This window comes from Pseudomonas sp. MYb2, assembly GCF_002979955.1.
In the GTDB taxonomy this organism is placed as follows: Bacteria; Pseudomonadota; Gammaproteobacteria; order Pseudomonadales; family Pseudomonadaceae; genus Aquipseudomonas.
In genome coordinates, this window is record NZ_PCQC01000002.1 from 18,765 (window position 1) to 35,160 (window position 16,396).

The 16,396-nt window shown below is 60.7% G+C and carries 13 protein-coding genes; 3 read left to right on the forward strand and 10 right to left on the reverse strand.

Annotation, left to right across the window (positions count from 1 at the left end; translation table 11 throughout):
- Positions 1-98: 98 nt before the first annotated feature.
- Positions 99-773 carry a hypothetical protein gene (locus tag CQ009_RS02895; protein ID WP_064388270.1) on the reverse strand — a complete coding sequence of 225 codons (675 nt, stop codon included), beginning with the start codon at positions 771-773 and terminating at the stop codon, positions 99-101.
- 344 nt (positions 774-1,117) lie between these two features.
- Between CQ009_RS02895 and CQ009_RS02900 the strand changes: the two genes are divergently transcribed.
- Positions 1,118-1,816 (forward strand): glutathione S-transferase family protein, encoded by a 699-nt coding sequence (locus tag CQ009_RS02900; protein ID WP_105704816.1) that lies wholly within the window; start codon positions 1,118-1,120, stop codon positions 1,814-1,816.
- Positions 1,817-2,062: 246 nt separating this feature from the next.
- A complete protein-coding gene (hemB, locus tag CQ009_RS02905; RefSeq protein ID WP_105704817.1) occupies positions 2,063-3,037 on the forward strand; it encodes a porphobilinogen synthase in 975 nt (324 codons plus the stop codon).
- A 128-nt stretch (positions 3,038-3,165) separates the two neighbouring features.
- On the opposite strand, the gene CQ009_RS02910 is transcribed toward hemB, so the two are convergent.
- Together CQ009_RS02910 and CQ009_RS02915 are read right to left on the reverse strand one after the other, a co-directional pair.
- Entirely contained in the window at positions 3,166-4,701 is a 1,536-nt protein-coding gene (locus tag CQ009_RS02910) for an FAD-dependent monooxygenase (protein WP_105704818.1), read from the reverse strand.
- A gap of 338 nt (positions 4,702-5,039) precedes the next feature.
- Positions 5,040-7,244, reverse strand: coding sequence for a TonB-dependent siderophore receptor (locus tag CQ009_RS02915; protein WP_105704819.1), 2,205 nt, complete (start codon positions 7,242-7,244; stop codon positions 5,040-5,042).
- A 273-nt stretch (positions 7,245-7,517) separates the two neighbouring features.
- On the opposite strand from CQ009_RS02915, the gene CQ009_RS02920 reads away from it, so the two are divergent.
- A complete protein-coding gene (locus CQ009_RS02920) occupies positions 7,518-8,609 on the forward strand; it encodes a DUF1615 domain-containing protein (RefSeq protein ID WP_105704820.1) in 1,092 nt (363 codons plus the stop codon).
- 7 nt (positions 8,610-8,616) lie between these two features.
- On the opposite strand, the gene CQ009_RS02925 is transcribed toward CQ009_RS02920, so the two are convergent.
- The 7 genes from CQ009_RS02925 to CQ009_RS02955 all read right to left on the reverse strand — a co-directional run bounded on the left by CQ009_RS02925 (position 8,617) and on the right by CQ009_RS02955 (position 16,300).
- Positions 8,617-9,309 (reverse strand): anti-sigma factor domain-containing protein, encoded by a 693-nt coding sequence (locus CQ009_RS02925; protein WP_105704821.1) that lies wholly within the window; start codon positions 9,307-9,309, stop codon positions 8,617-8,619.
- On the reverse strand, positions 9,306-9,839 hold the full coding sequence (locus tag CQ009_RS02930) for a sigma-70 family RNA polymerase sigma factor (protein ID WP_105704822.1): 534 nt from the start codon (positions 9,837-9,839) through the stop codon (positions 9,306-9,308). Before CQ009_RS02930 ends, CQ009_RS02925 begins: the two co-directional genes overlap by 4 nt.
- Before the next feature lie 166 nt (positions 9,840-10,005).
- Entirely contained in the window at positions 10,006-10,527 is a 522-nt protein-coding gene (locus CQ009_RS02935) for a DUF3455 domain-containing protein (RefSeq protein WP_105704823.1), read from the reverse strand.
- 170 nt (positions 10,528-10,697) lie between these two features.
- The gene (locus CQ009_RS02940) at positions 10,698-12,332 is read right to left on the reverse strand and encodes an ABC transporter ATP-binding protein (protein ID WP_105704824.1); all 1,635 of its coding nucleotides are present in this window, start codon (positions 12,330-12,332) and stop codon (positions 10,698-10,700) included.
- A gap of 14 nt (positions 12,333-12,346) precedes the next feature.
- Positions 12,347-13,369: an ABC transporter permease gene (locus CQ009_RS02945; protein WP_105704825.1), complete on the reverse strand. Its 1,023-nt coding sequence runs from the start codon at positions 13,367-13,369 to the stop codon at positions 12,347-12,349.
- Positions 13,369-14,433, reverse strand: a complete 1,065-nt coding sequence (locus tag CQ009_RS02950; RefSeq protein ID WP_105704826.1) for a microcin C ABC transporter permease YejB — start codon at positions 14,431-14,433, stop codon at positions 13,369-13,371. Before CQ009_RS02950 ends, CQ009_RS02945 begins: the two co-directional genes overlap by 1 nt.
- A 1-nt stretch (position 14,434) precedes the next feature.
- Positions 14,435-16,300 carry an extracellular solute-binding protein gene (locus CQ009_RS02955; protein ID WP_064388243.1) on the reverse strand — a complete coding sequence of 622 codons (1,866 nt, stop codon included), beginning with the start codon at positions 16,298-16,300 and terminating at the stop codon, positions 14,435-14,437.
- Positions 16,301-16,396 lie beyond the last annotated feature (96 nt).

The following is a 16,396-nucleotide window of genomic DNA, read 5'->3' on the forward strand; positions in this document are numbered from 1 at the left end:
CCCACAGGTATTGTGGGTGGACACAGATATTATGGATATCCACGATAACTGTGGGAGCTGGCTTGCCAGCGATGGGGCCTGTAAAGGCAACGAATGACTCAGGTCGGACAGGTTTCCTTGCCATGATCCAGCCCCTGCTTGTAGCTGTGGCTCTGCAGACTGGCCTTGCCGTTGTGCCAGGTCAGGGTCAGCACATACAGCGAGTCGAAATCATCGCCTGACCAGTCATCGGTAATGTTCTGCTTCCCGCCTACGGCTTTACCGGCAACCTTGTTGATCAATTCCGGCAGATAGCCGTGCGACCACGCGGTATAAATCGTCGAGTTGTGATACTTGTCGTCGAGCAGTTCGCGGGCCAGGTCGCTGGTGTCATTGGCGGAGAACTCGATGTTCACGGGCAGGCCGAGCTTGATCGCCGCCGGGCTGATGGTCATCAGCGGACGAATGTAGCTGTAGGAGTTGTCCAGTTCGCCTTCCTCGACGTTGCGCGTCGGGTTCGCGGCGAACACGTAATCGGCCTTGCCGAATTTTGCCGGCAGCAGCGTCGACAGGTCGATCGCGCGGTTCAAGCCCTGGCAGTTGAGCTGGCCGAGACCGCCCTCCGGCTTTTCCGCGTGGCGCAGGAACACCAGGGTCTGGGTGCCGTCGACCGGTTGCGCGCGACTTTCGCTGGATTCCAGCGACAGGAACAATGCACTGACCGCCAGCAGCGAGGGCAAGACCACATAGGCGCGATGTTTGAAGCGTTTGGCGAATCTCAAAAGGTTCGTCATGTAATAAAGGATTCTTCAGCAAATTCGGTTAAGGCTGACAAACCTTTGCACCGCGGGCTCCCAGCACCGGGTGATTTCCCTGTCGTGAACGGCTTCCTCTGCGAGAAAGGCATAGCTCAGAGTCCCCTGAGGCCCATTTGGTTCGATCCGGGCGAATGCGCAGCACTTTAACGGCTCGTTCCAACGGCTTGGTTGCAGGTTAACGACAGGATGTTACGGTTCGTGTAGGAGCCGCCGCAGGCTGCGATCTTTTACGCTTGTTCAAAGGCTCAAAATCAAAAGATCGCAGCCTGCGGCAGCGCCTACATTATGATCGGGGTTCAATTTGTGACTGGATGCTTCCCATGCCCGATCTGTCCGCGTTCCCGATCACCCAAAAATGGCCGGCGCAGTTCCCTGACTGGATTCAGCTCTACTCGTTGCCGACCCCCAACGGCGTCAAAGTCTCGATCATGCTCGAAGAGATTGGCCTGCCGTATGAGCCGCACAAGGTCGCTTTCGACGCCAACGATCAGCATTCACCCGAGTTCCTGTCGCTGAGCCCGAACAACAAGATCCCGGCGATCCTCGACCCTCACGGCCCGCAAGGCCAGCCACTGCCGTTGTTCGAGTCCGGCGCGATCCTGATTTATCTGGCCGACAAAAGCGGCCAATTGCTCGCTCAGGAAGGCGCGTTGCGCTACGAAACCATTCAGTGGCTGATGTTCCAGATGGGCGGTATCGGCCCGATGTTTGGTCAGTTGGGGTTCTTCAACAAATTCGCCGGCAAGGATTACGAAGACAAACGCCCGCGTGATCGTTATGTCGACGAAAGCAAACGCCTGCTCAAAGTCCTCGACGGTCGCCTGGAAGGACGCGACTGGATCATGGGCGAGCGCTACACCATCGCCGACATCGCCACGTTCCCGTGGGTGCGTAACTTGATCGGCTTCTACGAGGCGGGTGATCTGGTCGGCATCAGCAACTTCCCCAATGTCACCCGTGTGCTGGAGCGCTTCCTGGCCCGCCCAGCAGTTATCCGAGGGCTGACCATTCCCTCCTGACTAAACACAAACCCTTGTAGGAGTGAGCCTGCTCGCGATAGCGGTGTGTCAGTCAACATTGATATCGACTGACACACCGCTATCGCGAGCAGGCTCACTCCTACAAGAGATGTGCACAATCCGGTGAGATTATTGCGCACTCAGTAACGCTCTCTTGATTGATCCAGGTTTGTACCCCAACCCCCGCAAGGCATAAGCTTCGCCCCCTACGACTTTCGTCTCATCTGCCGATTTCAGGAAAGCCCCATGTCCAGCCAGTTCCCCGAAGCACGTCCCCGCCGTCTGCGCCGCAATGCGAGCCTGCGCAGCCTGTTCCAGGAAACCGAATTCAGCCTGAACGATCTGGTCCTGCCGATTTTCGTTGAAGAAGAAATCGACGACTTCGTGCCGATCAACAGCATGCCCGGGGTGATGCGCATTCCCGAGCGCAAACTGGCCAGCGAAATCGAGCGCTATGCCCGTGCTGGCATCAAGTCGGTGATGACCTTCGGCGTGTCGCATCATCTGGATGGCAACGGCAGCGACACCTGGCGCGAAGACGGTCTGGTTTCGCGCATGTCGCGCATCGCTAAGGACGCCGTGCCGGAAATGATCGTGATGTCTGACACCTGCTTCTGCGAATACACCGATCACGGCCACTGCGGCGTGATGCATAACCATGAAGTCGACAACGACCAGACCCTGATCAACCTCGGTAAACAAGCGGTGGCAGCGGCCAGCGCGGGCGCTGATGTGATCGCGCCGTCGGCAGCGATGGACGGCCAGGTGCGGGCGATTCGCCAGGCGCTCGACGCCGCCGGGTTCACGCAGATTCCGATCATGGCGTATTCGACCAAGTTCGCTTCGGCGCTCTATGGCCCGTTCCGCGAGGCCGGTGGCAGCGCGCTGAAAGGCGACCGCAAAAGCTATCAGATGAACCCGATGAACCGCCGCGAAGCCCTGCGCGAGTCACTGCTTGATGAACAGGAAGGTGCCGATGCGCTGATGGTCAAACCGGCCGGCGCCTACCTCGACATCATCCGCGACATTCGCGAGGCCTCGAACCTGCCGCTGTCGGCGTACCAGGTCAGCGGCGAGTACGCGATGATCAAGTTCGGCGCACAGGCTGGTGCGATTGATGAAGATCGTGTGGTGCGCGAAAGCCTCGGCGCGATCAAGCGCGCGGGTGCAGATTTGATCTTCACTTACTTTGCGATGGATCTGGCGCTGGCCGGGATCTAAAGACCAACGCACAACCCTGTGGGAGCTGGCTTGCCAGCGATAGCGTCAGCACAGTCAAAATCAATCTTGACTGATCCACCGCTATCGCTGGCAAGCCAGCTCCCACAGGTTCTTGTGGTTTCCTTGGGTCAGAGGCAGGCAAAGAACGGGCGGATCCCGTGATCGCGTAAGTAGCGTTCGATCACCTTCGGATCTGCACTGTTATCCGCAATCGCCACATAGGTATCCGGGCGCAGCAGGTAGAAACCGTTACGCCCCAACCCCGCCGTTTCAAACGCCGGGCGCCAATCGAACACGTGCAGCGGCAAATGATGTTCGTGGCACCAGGCGATCATTTCGTCGCTGGTGTCGCCGTACACATGCACCTGCCAGCACGGCTGGCGCAGCGGTTCGTAGTTATCCCCCTCACCATCATGCGCCCACGGCAAGCGGTCGCCGCCGTGCACGTGGCCGGCGGTGCCCTGGCTGAGCGGCATGCCGCGATAGTTGAGGGTGACTTGCGAGACCGTGCGAAAGAGAAATTCGCGGCTGGCTTCGAACGAGGCCATTTTCGGGATCAGAAATGGCGCCACGCGCATGCGCAGCAGATCAGCCATGCGTCCCTCGGCGGTGACGAAGCTGAAGACTTTATCGGTGGTCGAAACCAGTCGGCGGGCAAAGGCAATGCGCTCGGTTTCATAGCTGTCGAGCAGGTTTGATTCAGCGCCGCCGCTGAGTACCGCGGCGAGTTTCCACGCCAGATTGATCGCATCGCCGATCCCCGTGTTCATCCCTTGTCCGCCGGCCGGGCTGTGCACATGGGCGGCATCGCCGAGCAGAAAGGCGCGACCACTGCGAAAGTGCTCGGCCACGCGATGATGCACGCGGTAGGTCGAAAACCAGTGCACGTCTTCGATGTGCACTTTCAGGTGTTCGATGGCGCGGCTGCTGACGTCGGAAAATTCCAGAGTTTCGGCGCGATCCGCGCGCTCGTCACGCACTGTGCCGATCAACCGCGCGCGGCCGTCGCCGGCCAGCGGAAACACGGCGAGAAAGTCCGCTTCATCCAGATCCAGATGCAACTCGCCGTTCATCGCCGGGCCGCTGGCCTTGACGTCGGCGACGTAGAAAATCTGCTGATAGGTGCCACCGGGAAACCCGGCGTCGAGGGTTTTGCGCACCACTGAGCGGGCGCCATCGCACCCTGCGAGGTAGCAGGCCTGACAGATTTCCTGCTCGCCATCGGCCAGGCGCAAATGCGCGGTGAGACCGTCGCCGCTTTCTTCGAAACTTTCCAGCGTGGTGTTGCGTTCAACCGTCACGCCATAGTCTTCGAGGCGCTCGATCAGCAGCCGTTCGTGCTGATCCTGCGGGAAGATTTCGACGAACGCGTAAGGCGTGAGGCCTTCGCCGATGCGATTGAGCGGCAACTGCGCGACCGGTTTGCCATTGACCCAGAAATTCGCCGCTGCGACCCGATGGCCGTTGCGTACCACGGTGTCGGCCAGATCGAGTTGCCGATACAACTCAAGGGTGCGCGCCTGCACTGCCAGCGCCCGTGAGGTGGTGCCGGGCGCGGCGGTTTTATCGATGATGCGCGCGCGCACGCCGAGTTTGCTCAGCCACAGGGCCAACACCAGTCCGGTCGGGCCGGCGCCGATGATCAATACGTCGCTGCGGTGCATGGGCCTGTCCTCCGTTTGCTGTGCAGCAAGTATGGATCAGAAGGCGAGGGTGGCCAGTGGATCGGCCAGACGGAACAAGGCCCCGCAGCGGTGAGGCTGTGGGGCCTTTTTTCGGGTGTTCGGCAGGAGATTTTGGTGACAGTGAAATTTACCCCCTCACCCCAGCCCTCCCGAAACGTCGGACCGCCCCCAAGGGGGCGAGGGGGAAAGGGAGCCGATTTGTGTGCTTTTCAAAACCTGAGTTCGACTCGATATTTCAAGTCGGTGTAACTTGCAAGAACACCTCGGTCAGTCCCCTCTCCCTTTGGGAGAGGGTTAGGGTGAGGGGCTTTTCAGCCTTAGAAATCAATAGTCCCGGACAACTTCGCAACCCGCGGCTCACCCTGAGTCAGATATCCACCCTGAGCCGATTCCCAATACTTCTTGTTCGCCAGATTCTCCACGCCCAGACGCACGGTCACGTCCTTCTCCGAGAGCTTGAAGGCGTAACGCGCACCCGCATCGAAGCGGTTCCAGGTCGGCAGGCTCAGGTTGTTCGCCGCATCGGCGTACTGGCCACCGGTGCGCAGCATCCGCGCATTCAGCGCTACGCCTTGCAGGCCCGGTACATCCCAATCGGCGCCGGCGTTGAACTGGAAGGTCGGCACGCCGATGGCGTGGTTGCCGTCGTTGGCGCCGTTGAGGGTATTCTTCAGTTCGGTGTCCATCAACGTCAGGCCGCTGATCAGGCGCAGGCCCTGGATCGGTTCGCCGAAGACGTTCATTTCCACGCCTTTGTTGACCTGCTCGCCTTCACGCACGTAGGTGCAGGTGGTGGCGCTGTCGATTTCGCAGTAACCATCGCTCGGCTGTTCGATGCGATAGACACCCAGGCTCGCGCCGTAAGTGCCCATGTCGACCTTCACCCCGGCCTCGGTTTGCTTGGAGCGGGCCGGTGCGTAAACCTCGTTGCCGTTGGTCACGCGGAAACCGCCGGAACTGGTCGGCGAGGTTGGGCCTTTCGCCAGACCCTCGATGTGGTTGGCGTAGAACGACACGTGTTCCCACGGTTTGAACACGATGCCGTAGACCGGCGTGGTGATCGATTCGTCATAGCTCGAAGAACGCGGGCCGCTGCCGTAGCTGGCGTAGCTGTAACCTTGCACGACCAGTTGCTGGCGACGCAGACCGGCGGTGATCAGCAGGCGATCATCGAAGAAACCGAGGGTGTCGGAAATCGCCACGCTGCGGTTGAAGGTCTTGCCGACGATGCCCGGATCGCTGTTGTCGCCACCGGCGAAGTTGCCGACCGGCGATGGTGTCTCCACCGGGTGGTAGATGTTGTTGGCGTATTTGGTCAGGTCAAAATCGTAGGCACTGCGCTGCTCAGCCCAGATGCCGGTCAGGCCGAAGTTCAGCTTGTGGCTGACCGGGCCGGTATTGAACTTGCCATTGAGGCCCGCCATGACGCTGGTGTTGTCCTCATCGTGAGGAATGAATGAGCCAGTGGTGAACGACGCGCCGTTGTTGCCGACCAGTGTGGTCGAGTTGTAGCGACCGACCTCACGGGTGTGCTTGGCGCCGCCAGCGGCGTAGGCAGTCCAGTTGTCGTTCAAATCGTACTCGGCGCGGAGCATGCCGAAGGTGTCTTCGATGTCGGTGTAGCCCCACTTCGGCGCATAGTTGGTATCAGCCGATGGCGCATCCGGAATGTGCGTGGCGGTGCCGAGGTTGACCGAGTTGCGGCCACCGTTGACGCGTTCTTTCTGATAGGCGAAGTCGCCGGAAACACGCAGAGCGTCACCGCGATAATCGAGGCCGATGGAGAACAGTTTCGAGCGCTGGTTCTCGTGATCGATGGCGGTATCGCCTTCGCGCTGGGACAGGTTGACCCGCGCACCGAAACGGTTGTCTTCGCCGAAACGCTGGCCGATGTCGAAGTGCTGACCGACGCGGCCTTCGCTGTTGATGTCGGTGGTGAAGCGGCGCAGCGGCTCGTCGCCAGCGCGTTTTGGCTGCAGGTTGACGCCGCCACCGATGCCCGAGCCGGTCGGGGTCACGCCGTTGATGAAGGCGTTCGGGCCTTTGAACACTTCCACGCGCTCCAGGGCGTCGGTGGAAATGATCTGCCGTGGCAGCACGCCGTAGAGGCCGTTATAGGAAATGTCATCGCCGGTCAGCGGCAGACCACGGATCATGAAGATCTGCGCCTGGTTGGAGAAACCGGACGCCTGACGCACCGACGAATCGTTGAGCAGCACGTCGGCGACGTCTTCGGCCTGCTGGTCCTGGATCAGTTGTTCGGTGTAGGACGCGGCGCTGAACGGCACGTCCATCATGTCCTGATTACCCAGCACGCCGAGCTGGCCGCCACGGGCGACCTGGCCACCCGAGTAAACCGGGGGCAGGGCGTTAGGCGTCGGGGCCTGGGCATTGACGTTGACGTCGTCCAGCACCAGCGCCTTGGTATCGCCGTCGGCGGCGTGGGCGGTGACAGTCAGGGAGCACAGCAGGGCGATAAGCGTCGGGCGAAACGGGACGGCGAGTCGAGCTGAAGCGGGCATTTGGGGACCTGGAGGCGCGCGGCCGGTTGGAAAAAGTAAGGGCGGCGCGGAACTCCTTGCGCAAATGCGACTCCAGGTGCAAATGATAGATTTTCTCAGTAACGTTTTGCAATCAGTTTGTCATCACTCTCTCAAAACACACATCACCTGTAGGAGCTGCCGCAGGCTGCGATCTTTTGATCTTGTTTTCTAGAATCAAAAGATCGCCGCCTGCGGCAGCTCCTACACGGATTGTGTATGGTGGTTTGGGCTTAACGGACTGGATAAAGCTTCATGCACAACTTTCAATTACCGATCACCATCGCCGCACTGCTGGTGCTCGCCGGTTGCGCGGGCCAGCGCAGCAATGAACCGGTACCGCGTCCGCCTGCCGAAGTGAAGGCAGAAATCATCCGGTTGATGCCGACGAAAACCGCCGACCGCCAAGGCTGGGCCACCGATATCTACGCCGCATTTGCCGCGCAGAACATCAGCCCGACCACGCAAAACCTCTGCTCGGTACTGGCTGTCGCCGAACAGGAATCCACCTTCCAGGCCGACCCCACCGTGCCCGGCCTGGGCAAAATCGCCCGCGACGAAATCGACCGTCGCGCCGGCAAAGTGCACATCCCCAGCCTGTTGGTCAGTGGTGCCTTGCAAGTGCGCTCCACCACCGGCAAGACCTACAGCGAACGCTTGAATGCCGCGCGCAGCGAGAAAGAGTTGAGCGCGATCTTCGATGATTTTATCGGCAGGGTGCCGATGGGTCGCACCTTGTTCGGCGGCTTCAACCCGGTGCACACCGGCGGGCCGATGCAGGTCAGCATCGAGTTTGCCGAACAGCACGCCAAGGATTATCCGTACCCGGTGGACGGCACGATCCGCCGCGAAGTGTTCAGTCGGCGTGGTGGCATGTATTTCGGTATCGCGCACTTGCTTGGCTATCCGGTGAGTTATCGCGAGCCGCTGTATCGCTTCGCCGACTTCAACGCCGGTTGGTACGCCAGCCGCAATGCGGCGTTCCAGAATGCCGTCAGCCGCGCCTCGGGCATCCCGCTAGCGCTTGATGGCGACCTGATCCGCTACGACTCGATCATGCCCGGCGGCACCGAACTGGCAGTGCGTACCCTCGGCAAGTCGCTGGGCATGCGCAACCCGACGATTCGCGATCAACTGGAGAAGGGCAAAACCCTTGAATTCGAGGAGACCAAGCTCTATCAACGAGTGTTTGAATTGGCGGAGAAAGCCGAGGGCAAAACCCTGCCGCGTGCGGTGTTGCCGGGGATCGTTTTGCAGAGCCCGAAGATCACTCGCAAGCTCACCACCGCATGGTTCGCCAAGCGTGTGGACGAGCGCTACAAACGCTGCATGGCCAAGGCCGGTTGACGCTTGCTCACAGCACTTTGACCGCGCGGCCGATCGCCTGAATCGGCCCGGTCGGTTTGCCGATCGGCGAGCCGTTGGCACCCTCTAGCGTCAGTTCGAACAACTGGTTCGGTTGCAGCGGCGGCAGTTTATCCAACGGCACTGACAGCGCCTGCCCAGGCTTGACCAGACCCAGCGACACCGGGCCTTGCCAGCCGTCAGCCTTGGTCCAGAACTCCAGCGCCTTGTCTGCCGGCACCTCGACCACGCCCAGCGGAATCAACTGAATCTCCCGCGAATTGCTGGCCTGGATCACCCAGCCCGGCGCCTTGTCCTGCGGCGCGACCAGCACCACCAGATAACTCGGCTTCGGCGTGGTCTGGGTCAGCAGGATCGAGCCCAGTATCAAGGTCGCGGCCAACCCGGCAGCACTCAGCCCGCGCCAGAGTGGCAGCAGGTTCCACCATGAGGTCGACACCGTTTCAGGTGTGAGTCGTTCGAGGCTGCGTTCGATGCGTGGCCACAGCAGCGCCGATGGCTGTTGCGCGGGCGCCAGATCGCTCAGCTCGAGCAGACGCCGCTCCCAGGCATCCACCGCTGCGCGCAGTTCTGGATCATTGGGTAAGCGCCGTTGCACCTCGATTCGCTGCTCGGCAGGCAGGGTGCCGAGCACGTATTCGCCGGCCAGTTCATCGCGTTCCTGCGCCGATTCAGTGGTCATCCCATGCACTCCCGCAAGGCGTTGAGGCTGCGTTTGATCCACGCTTTGACGGTGCCCAGCGGCGTGTCGAGGCGTGCGGCAATCTGCGCGTGGCTGTAGCCGTCGACGTAGGCGTGGAGGATGCAGTGGCGGCGTTGCGGCTCCAGTTGTTCGAGGCAACGATGAATGCGCGCCGAATGCGCGTGGGCGTCGAACTCGTCAGCATCGCCGGCCGTTTCGTGTTCAACGCCGAGCGACGTCTCACGACTCTGATCACGCAGCAGATTCAGCGCCAGATGCCGCGTCACCGTGAACATCCAGCCGCGCGCCGAACCCCGCGTCGGATCGAAACCCGCCGCGCCGTTCCAGATCTTGATAAACGCCTCATGAACAATGTCCTCCGCCAGTGCCGTATCGCGCACCAGCCGCTTGGCCACGCCGAGCAGACGCGGGCCTTCCTGCACATACAAATCGCGCAGGGCCGAGCGCTCGCCACGGGCACAGGCGGCGAGGCGGGCTTCGTAATCGAAAGCGGATTCGGGTAAGGACATGTCCTGCAATCTAGCTCACATTCCCCAAACATCCACACTACCCAATTCCCGTTGTAGGAGTGAGCCTGCTCGCGATAGCGGTGTGTCAGTCAAGAAATATGCCGGCTGACACTCCGCTATCTCGAGCAGGCTCACTCCTACAGGGGGTTAGGATAAGTCTTAGGGATCAGTTCGCTGCCCAGAAAATGTAATCGGCCTGGTACTTCACCACTTCCTGCTTGCCCTTGTTCGCCGCGGTGCATTCACTGCCCGGCGCGACGCCACCCTTGAGCGCGACGCGCTGGATGTAGCTGACGCCCGTCATCGCGCCTTTGCCCTCGGCGGGATTGGCCTTGACCAGTTGATAGGGCAGGTTGCCCGGCGTCGACGGTGCCACCGCCAGTTGCGTACCGGTGACTTTCGAACCGTCCTTGGCCTGCCAGGTGGCCGGCGGGCCGAAGTAGGTGCCGACCTGTTTGCCGCTGCGGTCATTGAGCACCGCTTTCGGGCCGACGAAGGTCCACTCGGTCTGCCCCGGCGTATTGGCTTTGTCGCGGCATTCGTAAGTGATCTCGCCGACGCCGGTGGTCTCCATCGCGATCTTGTGGCCATCCGGGACTTTGATCGCGTCGGGATAGTTGCTTTGGGCGAAGGTTGTCGACGACAGGGCGAGCAAACCGGTGAGGCCAATCAGCTGGGTGATGTTCATCAGTATGTTTCTCCAAAAAGGGTAAACCGCTGACAGCCGAAGAGGGCTGTTACAAGGACTACCCGTGGTGGAGGCGTTTGGATGCAGTGCCTGAAAAATAAATTTCAATGACCCACCCCAATCCCTTGTAGGAGTGAGCCTGCTCGCGATGGCGGTGGGTCAGTCAAAACTTATGTCACTGGGATACCGCTATCGCGAGCAGGCTCACTCCTACAGGGGGGGGTGTTGGGCTTGAGGCCGGAGGCTTTCAGTAATTCCTGGGTATAGGGGTGTTTGGGCGCGGCGAAAATCTCCCGCGACGAACCCTGCTCCACCACCTTGCCATCCTTGATCACCATCAAGTCATGCGCCAACGCATGCACCACCGCCAGATCATGGCTGATGAACAGATACGTCAGCCCATGCTTGATCTGCAATTGCCGCAACAACTCCACCACCTGCTTCTGCACCGTGCGATCCAGCGCCGAGGTCGGTTCATCGAGCAAAATCAGCGCCGGTTCCAGCACCAGTGCGCGAGCGATGGAAATGCGCTGGCGCTGGCCACCGGAAAACTCGTGGGGATAACGATGGCGGCTCTGCGGGTCGAGGCCGACTTCCTCCAGCACCCGAATCACCGCCGCCTCCCGTTCGGCCTCGGTGCCGATGCCATGGGTCAGCAAGCCTTCGGCAATGATCTGCTGCACCGACATCCGTGGGCTGAGGCTGCCGAACGGGTCCTGGAACACCACCTGAATCTGCCGGCGCAACGGCCGCATCAAGCGCTGAGTGAGCAGGCTCAACTGCTTGTTGCCGAAACGGATATTGCCCTCGGATTCGACCAGCCGCAGGATCGCCTGGCCCAACGTCGACTTGCCTGAGCCGGACTCACCGACAATCCCCAAGGTCTTGCCGCGTTGCAGGGTGAAACTGACGCCGTCCACGGCTTTGATGTAATCCTGCTGGCGGCTGAACAGCGCTTTCGGTAAGGGAAACCACACCTTCAAATCATCGACTTCGAGCAGGTTGTGCTCGTACTCACTGGGCACTGGCGCACCGCTCGGTTCGGCCTCGATCAACAAACGACTGTAAGGATGCTGCGGCGCCCGAAACAGCGCTTCGCATTCCGCCTGTTCGACGATTTCGCCGTGGCGCATCACGCACACCCGTTGCGCGATACGCCGCACCAGGTTGAGGTCGTGGCTGATCAACAATAGCGACATGCCGAGGCGCTGCTGCAACTCGATCAGCAACTCGAGAATCTTCTGCTGCACCGTCACATCCAGCGCCGTGGTCGGCTCGTCGGCGATCAACAGTTCCGGCTCGTTGGCCAGCGCCATGGCGATCATCACCCGTTGCCGTTGACCGCCGGAGAGCTGATGCGGATAGGCTTTCAAGCGCTGCAAAGGTTGGCGAATGCCAACCAGCTCCAGCAGCTCCAACGTCCGCTCGCGGGCGGCGCGGCCCTTGAGCCCCTTGTGAATCTCCAGCACCTCGCTGACCTGCTTTTCCACCGTGTGCAAAGGGTTCAGCGAAGTCATCGGCTCCTGAAAAATCATCGCAATGCGGTTGCCACGCAAACCGCGCATCTGCTGCTCGCTGGCGTGCAATAGATCCACGCCGTTGTAGCGGATCGAGCCACTGCTGCTGACGCTTTTGCCCGGCAGCAAACGCAGGATCGAATGCGCCGTGACCGACTTGCCCGAGCCGGACTCACCAACCAGCGCCAGGCATTCGCCACGACCAATATCGAGGTTCAAACCGTGCACCACTTCCTGCCCGGCGAAGGCCACGCGCAGATCGCGAATTTCAATCAGGTTGTCGTTCATCTCAGCTCCTTGGCTCAAGATCGTGGATCGAATGCATCACGGCAGGCTTCACCGATGAAAACCAACAACGACAGAATCAGCGCCAAGGCAAAAAAAGCCGTCAGCCCCAGCCACGGCGCTTGCAGATTGCGCTTGGCCTGACCGATCAATTCGCCCAGCGACGCGGTGCCCGCCGGCATGCCGAAACCGAGAAAATCCAGCGCAGTCAGGGTGGCGATGGCGCCGGTCAGAATGAACGGCAGGTAGGTGAGGGTGGAAGTCATCGCATTGGGCAGGATGTGCCGGCACATCAGCTCGTTGTCGGTCAGGCCCAGTGCCCGCGCGGCTTTGACGTATTCCAGATTGCGCCCACGCAGGAACTCGGCACGCACCACATCGACCAGTGCCAACCAGGAAAACAGCGCCATGATCCCCAACAGCCACCAGAAACTCGGCGAGACAAACCCGGACAAAATGATCAGCAGGTACAACACCGGCAACCCCGACCAGATCTCCAGCACGCGCTGCCCGAGCAAGTCGACCCAACCGCCGTAATAACCCTGCAATGCCCCGGCAACGATGCCGATAAACGCACTGATGCCGGTAAGGATCAGCGCAAACAGAATCGAAATCCGCGTGCCGAAGATCACCCGCGCCAACACGTCGCGCGCCTGATCATCGGTGCCCAGCCAATTGCTTGAGGACGGTGGGCTCGGCGCCGGCTCACTGAGGTCGTAATTGACCGTGTCGTAGCTGAACGGAATCGGCGGAAACAGCATCCAGCCGCCCTGATCCTCGATCAGCTTGTGCACGTAGCCGCTGGCGTAATCCGGTTGAAACGGCAGCTCACCACCGAAGTCGGTTTCCAGGTAATCACTGAGGATCGGGAAGTAGAAAGCGTCGTGATAACGGACCACCAGCGGCTTGTCGTTGGCGATCAACTCGCCGCCAAGGCAAATCAGGCAGAGGCCGATAAACAGCCACAGCGACCAGCGTCCACGGCGGTTGGCCTTGAACTGCGCCACACGGCGCTGGCCAAGAGGAGACAGTGTGAACATCAGGCAGTCCTCGCCGAGAAGTCGATGCGCGGGTCGAGCAGGGTGTAGCAGAGGTCGCCGATCAGCTTGATCAACAGCCCGAACAGGGTGAACAGGAACAGCGCGCCGAACACCACCGGATAGTCGCGCGACACTGCCGCCTCGTAACTCATGCGCCCGAGGCCGTCGAGGTTGAAGATGGTTTCGATCAGTAAGGAACCGGCGAAAAACACCTCGATCAGTGCCGACGGCACACCGGCCACCACCAACAACATGGCGTTGCGAAACACATGGCCGTAGAGCACGCGGCGCTCGGTCAGGCCCTTGGCCCGCGCGGTGATCACGTACTGGCGGCTGATCTCGTTGAGGAAGCTGTTTTTCGTCAGGATCGTCAGCGTGGCGAAGCCGCCGATCACCAGCGCCGTCACTGGCAACACCAAATGCCAGAGATAGTCGCCGACCTTGCCCAAGGTGCTGAGGCTGTCGAAGTTGTCCGAGACCAGCCCCTGCACCGGAAACCAGTTGACGTAGCTGCCGCCGGCAAACACCACAATCAACAGAATCGCGAAGAGGAACGCTGGCATCGCGTAACCGATGATGATCGCCGTGCTGCTCCAGACATCAAACGCGCTGCCGTTCCTGATCGCTTTGCGAATGCCCAGCGGAATGGAAATCAGGTAAGTGATCAGCGTCGCCCACAAGCCCAGCGACAGCGACACCGGCAACTTCTGCACGATCAGGTCGGTGACCTTGGCGCCGCGAAAGAAACTGCTGCCCAGATCCAGCTGCGCATAGTTTTTCAGCATCAGCCACAGGCGTTCATGCAGCGGTTTGTCGAAGCCGTAGTGGTGTTTGATTTCCTCGATCAGCGCCGGGTCGAGACCCCGGCTGCTGCGCCCGGCACCGCCAATTGCGGCGACCTCGCCACCGCCGCCCATGCTGTGTCCGCTGAAGCCTTGCAGACGGGCGATAGCTTGCTCGACCGGACCACCCGGCGCGGCCTGCACGATGAGAAAATTCACCACCAGAATGCACAGCAGCGTGGGGATGATCAGCAGCAAGCGTCGACTCAGATAACGCAACATGTCACTGGCCCCCCGCAAGCTGGCTGTGCATCTGCTGGCTGGTCAGCGCCTTGGCCGATACCTCCCACCAAGTGCTGAGGCCTTCGTCGTACGCCGGTTGCACGGGGGGTATGCCGAAGCGGTTCTGGTACACCGTCGGCGTGCCTTTGGAGTAATAGTTGGGAATCATGTAGTAACCCCATTGCAGCACCCGGTCGAGGGCGCGGGCGTAATGCACCATGGCTTCGCGGGTGTTGGCCTGAACCAGCCCGTCGATCAATTGATCGACCGCCGGATTGGCCAGCGCCATCGAATTGGAACTGCCGACTTGCGTGGCACTTTGCGAGGCATACAGGCTGTACAGCTCGCGGCCGGGGGAGACGATCGGGTCGCCGCTGCGCGGGAAAGTGGCGACGATCATGTCGTAGTCACGGGCGTTGAGGCGGTTGATGTATTGCGCCGAGTCGATCCGCCGCAGGTTGAGGATGATGCCGATCTGCGCGAGGGTGCGTTTGAACGGCAACAGCATGCGGTCGAAACCGCCTTGGCCGTCGAGAAAAGTGAACTCCAGCGGCTCACCGGCAGCGTTGACCAGACGATTGTGGTGCGGCGTCCAGCCAGCCTCGGCGAGCAGCTTCAGCGCTTGCAGTTGCTTGTCGCGGATGTAGCCGCTGCCATCGGTTTTCGGCGCCTCATACACCTTGGTGAAAACTTCGTCGGGGATCTGCCCACGCAGCGGTTCGAGGATCTTCAATTCCTCGGCATCAGGCAGCGCGGTGGCGGCCATTTCGCTCTTTGGCCAGAAGCTGTTCTGACGCACGTAGAAGCCGCGCATCATCTGCTTGTTGGTCCACTCGAAATCCCACAAGAGGCTGATCGCCTGGCGCACGCGGCGATCCTGAAAGATCGGGTTCTGCAGGTTGAAGACGAAACCTTGGGCGGTGGTGGGTTTTTCCGGCGCCAGAATCGATTGCTGCAAACGTCCATCACGCAGTGCCGGGCTGTCGTAGCCGACCACGTAACCGGACGAAGAAAACTCGCGGTTGTAGTCGAACGCACCGGCCTGCAGCAGTTGGCGGGCGACGTCGGTGTCACCGTAGAAATTCACCGTGAGCGTGTCGAAGTTGTACATCCCGCGACTGACCGGCAGGTCCTTGCCCCACCATTCCGGATCGCGTTGAAAACTGATGCTGCGCCCGGCGTCGACCTTGCTCACCCGGTACGGGCCGCTGCCCAGCGGTGGCTCGAAACCGCCGCCATTGGCGAAGTCGCGGGTTTGCCACCAGTGCTCGGGGACGATGCGCATCGTCGCCAGATCCAGCGCCAGGGTGCGGTTGAGGTTGTTCTTGAAGGTGAAACGCACCTGCCGTGGGCCTTCGATTTGCACGTCCTGGACGTCGGCGTATTGCTGGCGATAACTCAGACTGCCCTTGGTCATCAGCAGGTTGAAGGTGTAGCGCACGTCTTCGGCGGTGATCGGCGTGCCGTCGGCGAAGCGTGCTTTCGGATTGAGGGTGAAACGCACCCACAAGCCTTGCGGGTCGCGCTCGATCTGCTGCGCGACCAGTGCGTAAACGGTGTACGGCTCGTCGAGTGAACGGAACGCCAGCGGCGAATACACCCAGTCATTGACCTGCACCACGGAAATGCCTTGATCGGCATACGGGCTGATGTAGTTGTACTGGCCGATCTCCATCGACGCGCGACTGAGTGAACCACCCTTGGGCGCCTTGGGATCAACGAAATCAAAGTGCTGAAAGTTCGCCGGATACTTCGGCGCCTCGCCGTACACCGTCAGCGCATAACTGCCGCCGGCCAACGCCGAGGTGCCGGTGCACAGCAGCGCACTGCCCAGAAGCAGGCCCGCCATGTTGCGCAAAAAACTCATGAAGTCACTCCTTAATTCCTGAATGCACACAGATCAAAACTGTAGGAGTGAGCCTGCTCGCGATGAGGCCAAGTCAGACCCTGCAAGGTTGACTGA

Bases quoted from the DNA above. Each gene is read 5' to 3' on its own strand.
- CQ009_RS02895 (WP_064388270.1), bottom strand. From the start codon at position 773: ATGACGAACCTTTTGAGATTCGCCAAACGCTTCAAACATCGCGCCTAT.
- CQ009_RS02900 (WP_105704816.1), top strand. From the start codon at position 1,118: ATGCCCGATCTGTCCGCGTTCCCGATCACCCAAAAATGGCCGGCGCAG.
- hemB (WP_105704817.1), top strand. From the start codon at position 2,063: ATGTCCAGCCAGTTCCCCGAAGCACGTCCCCGCCGTCTGCGCCGCAAT.
- CQ009_RS02910 (WP_105704818.1), bottom strand. From the start codon at position 4,701: ATGCACCGCAGCGACGTATTGATCATCGGCGCCGGCCCGACCGGACTG.
- CQ009_RS02915 (WP_105704819.1), bottom strand. From the start codon at position 7,244: ATGCCCGCTTCAGCTCGACTCGCCGTCCCGTTTCGCCCGACGCTTATC.
- CQ009_RS02920 (WP_105704820.1), top strand. From the start codon at position 7,518: ATGCACAACTTTCAATTACCGATCACCATCGCCGCACTGCTGGTGCTC.
- CQ009_RS02925 (WP_105704821.1), bottom strand. From the start codon at position 9,309: ATGACCACTGAATCGGCGCAGGAACGCGATGAACTGGCCGGCGAATAC.
- CQ009_RS02930 (WP_105704822.1), bottom strand. From the start codon at position 9,839: ATGTCCTTACCCGAATCCGCTTTCGATTACGAAGCCCGCCTCGCCGCC.
- CQ009_RS02935 (WP_105704823.1), bottom strand. From the start codon at position 10,527: ATGAACATCACCCAGCTGATTGGCCTCACCGGTTTGCTCGCCCTGTCG.
- CQ009_RS02940 (WP_105704824.1), bottom strand. From the start codon at position 12,332: ATGAACGACAACCTGATTGAAATTCGCGATCTGCGCGTGGCCTTCGCC.
- CQ009_RS02945 (WP_105704825.1), bottom strand. From the start codon at position 13,369: ATGTTCACACTGTCTCCTCTTGGCCAGCGCCGTGTGGCGCAGTTCAAG.
- CQ009_RS02950 (WP_105704826.1), bottom strand. From the start codon at position 14,433: ATGTTGCGTTATCTGAGTCGACGCTTGCTGCTGATCATCCCCACGCTG.
- CQ009_RS02955 (WP_064388243.1), bottom strand. From the start codon at position 16,300: ATGAGTTTTTTGCGCAACATGGCGGGCCTGCTTCTGGGCAGTGCGCTG.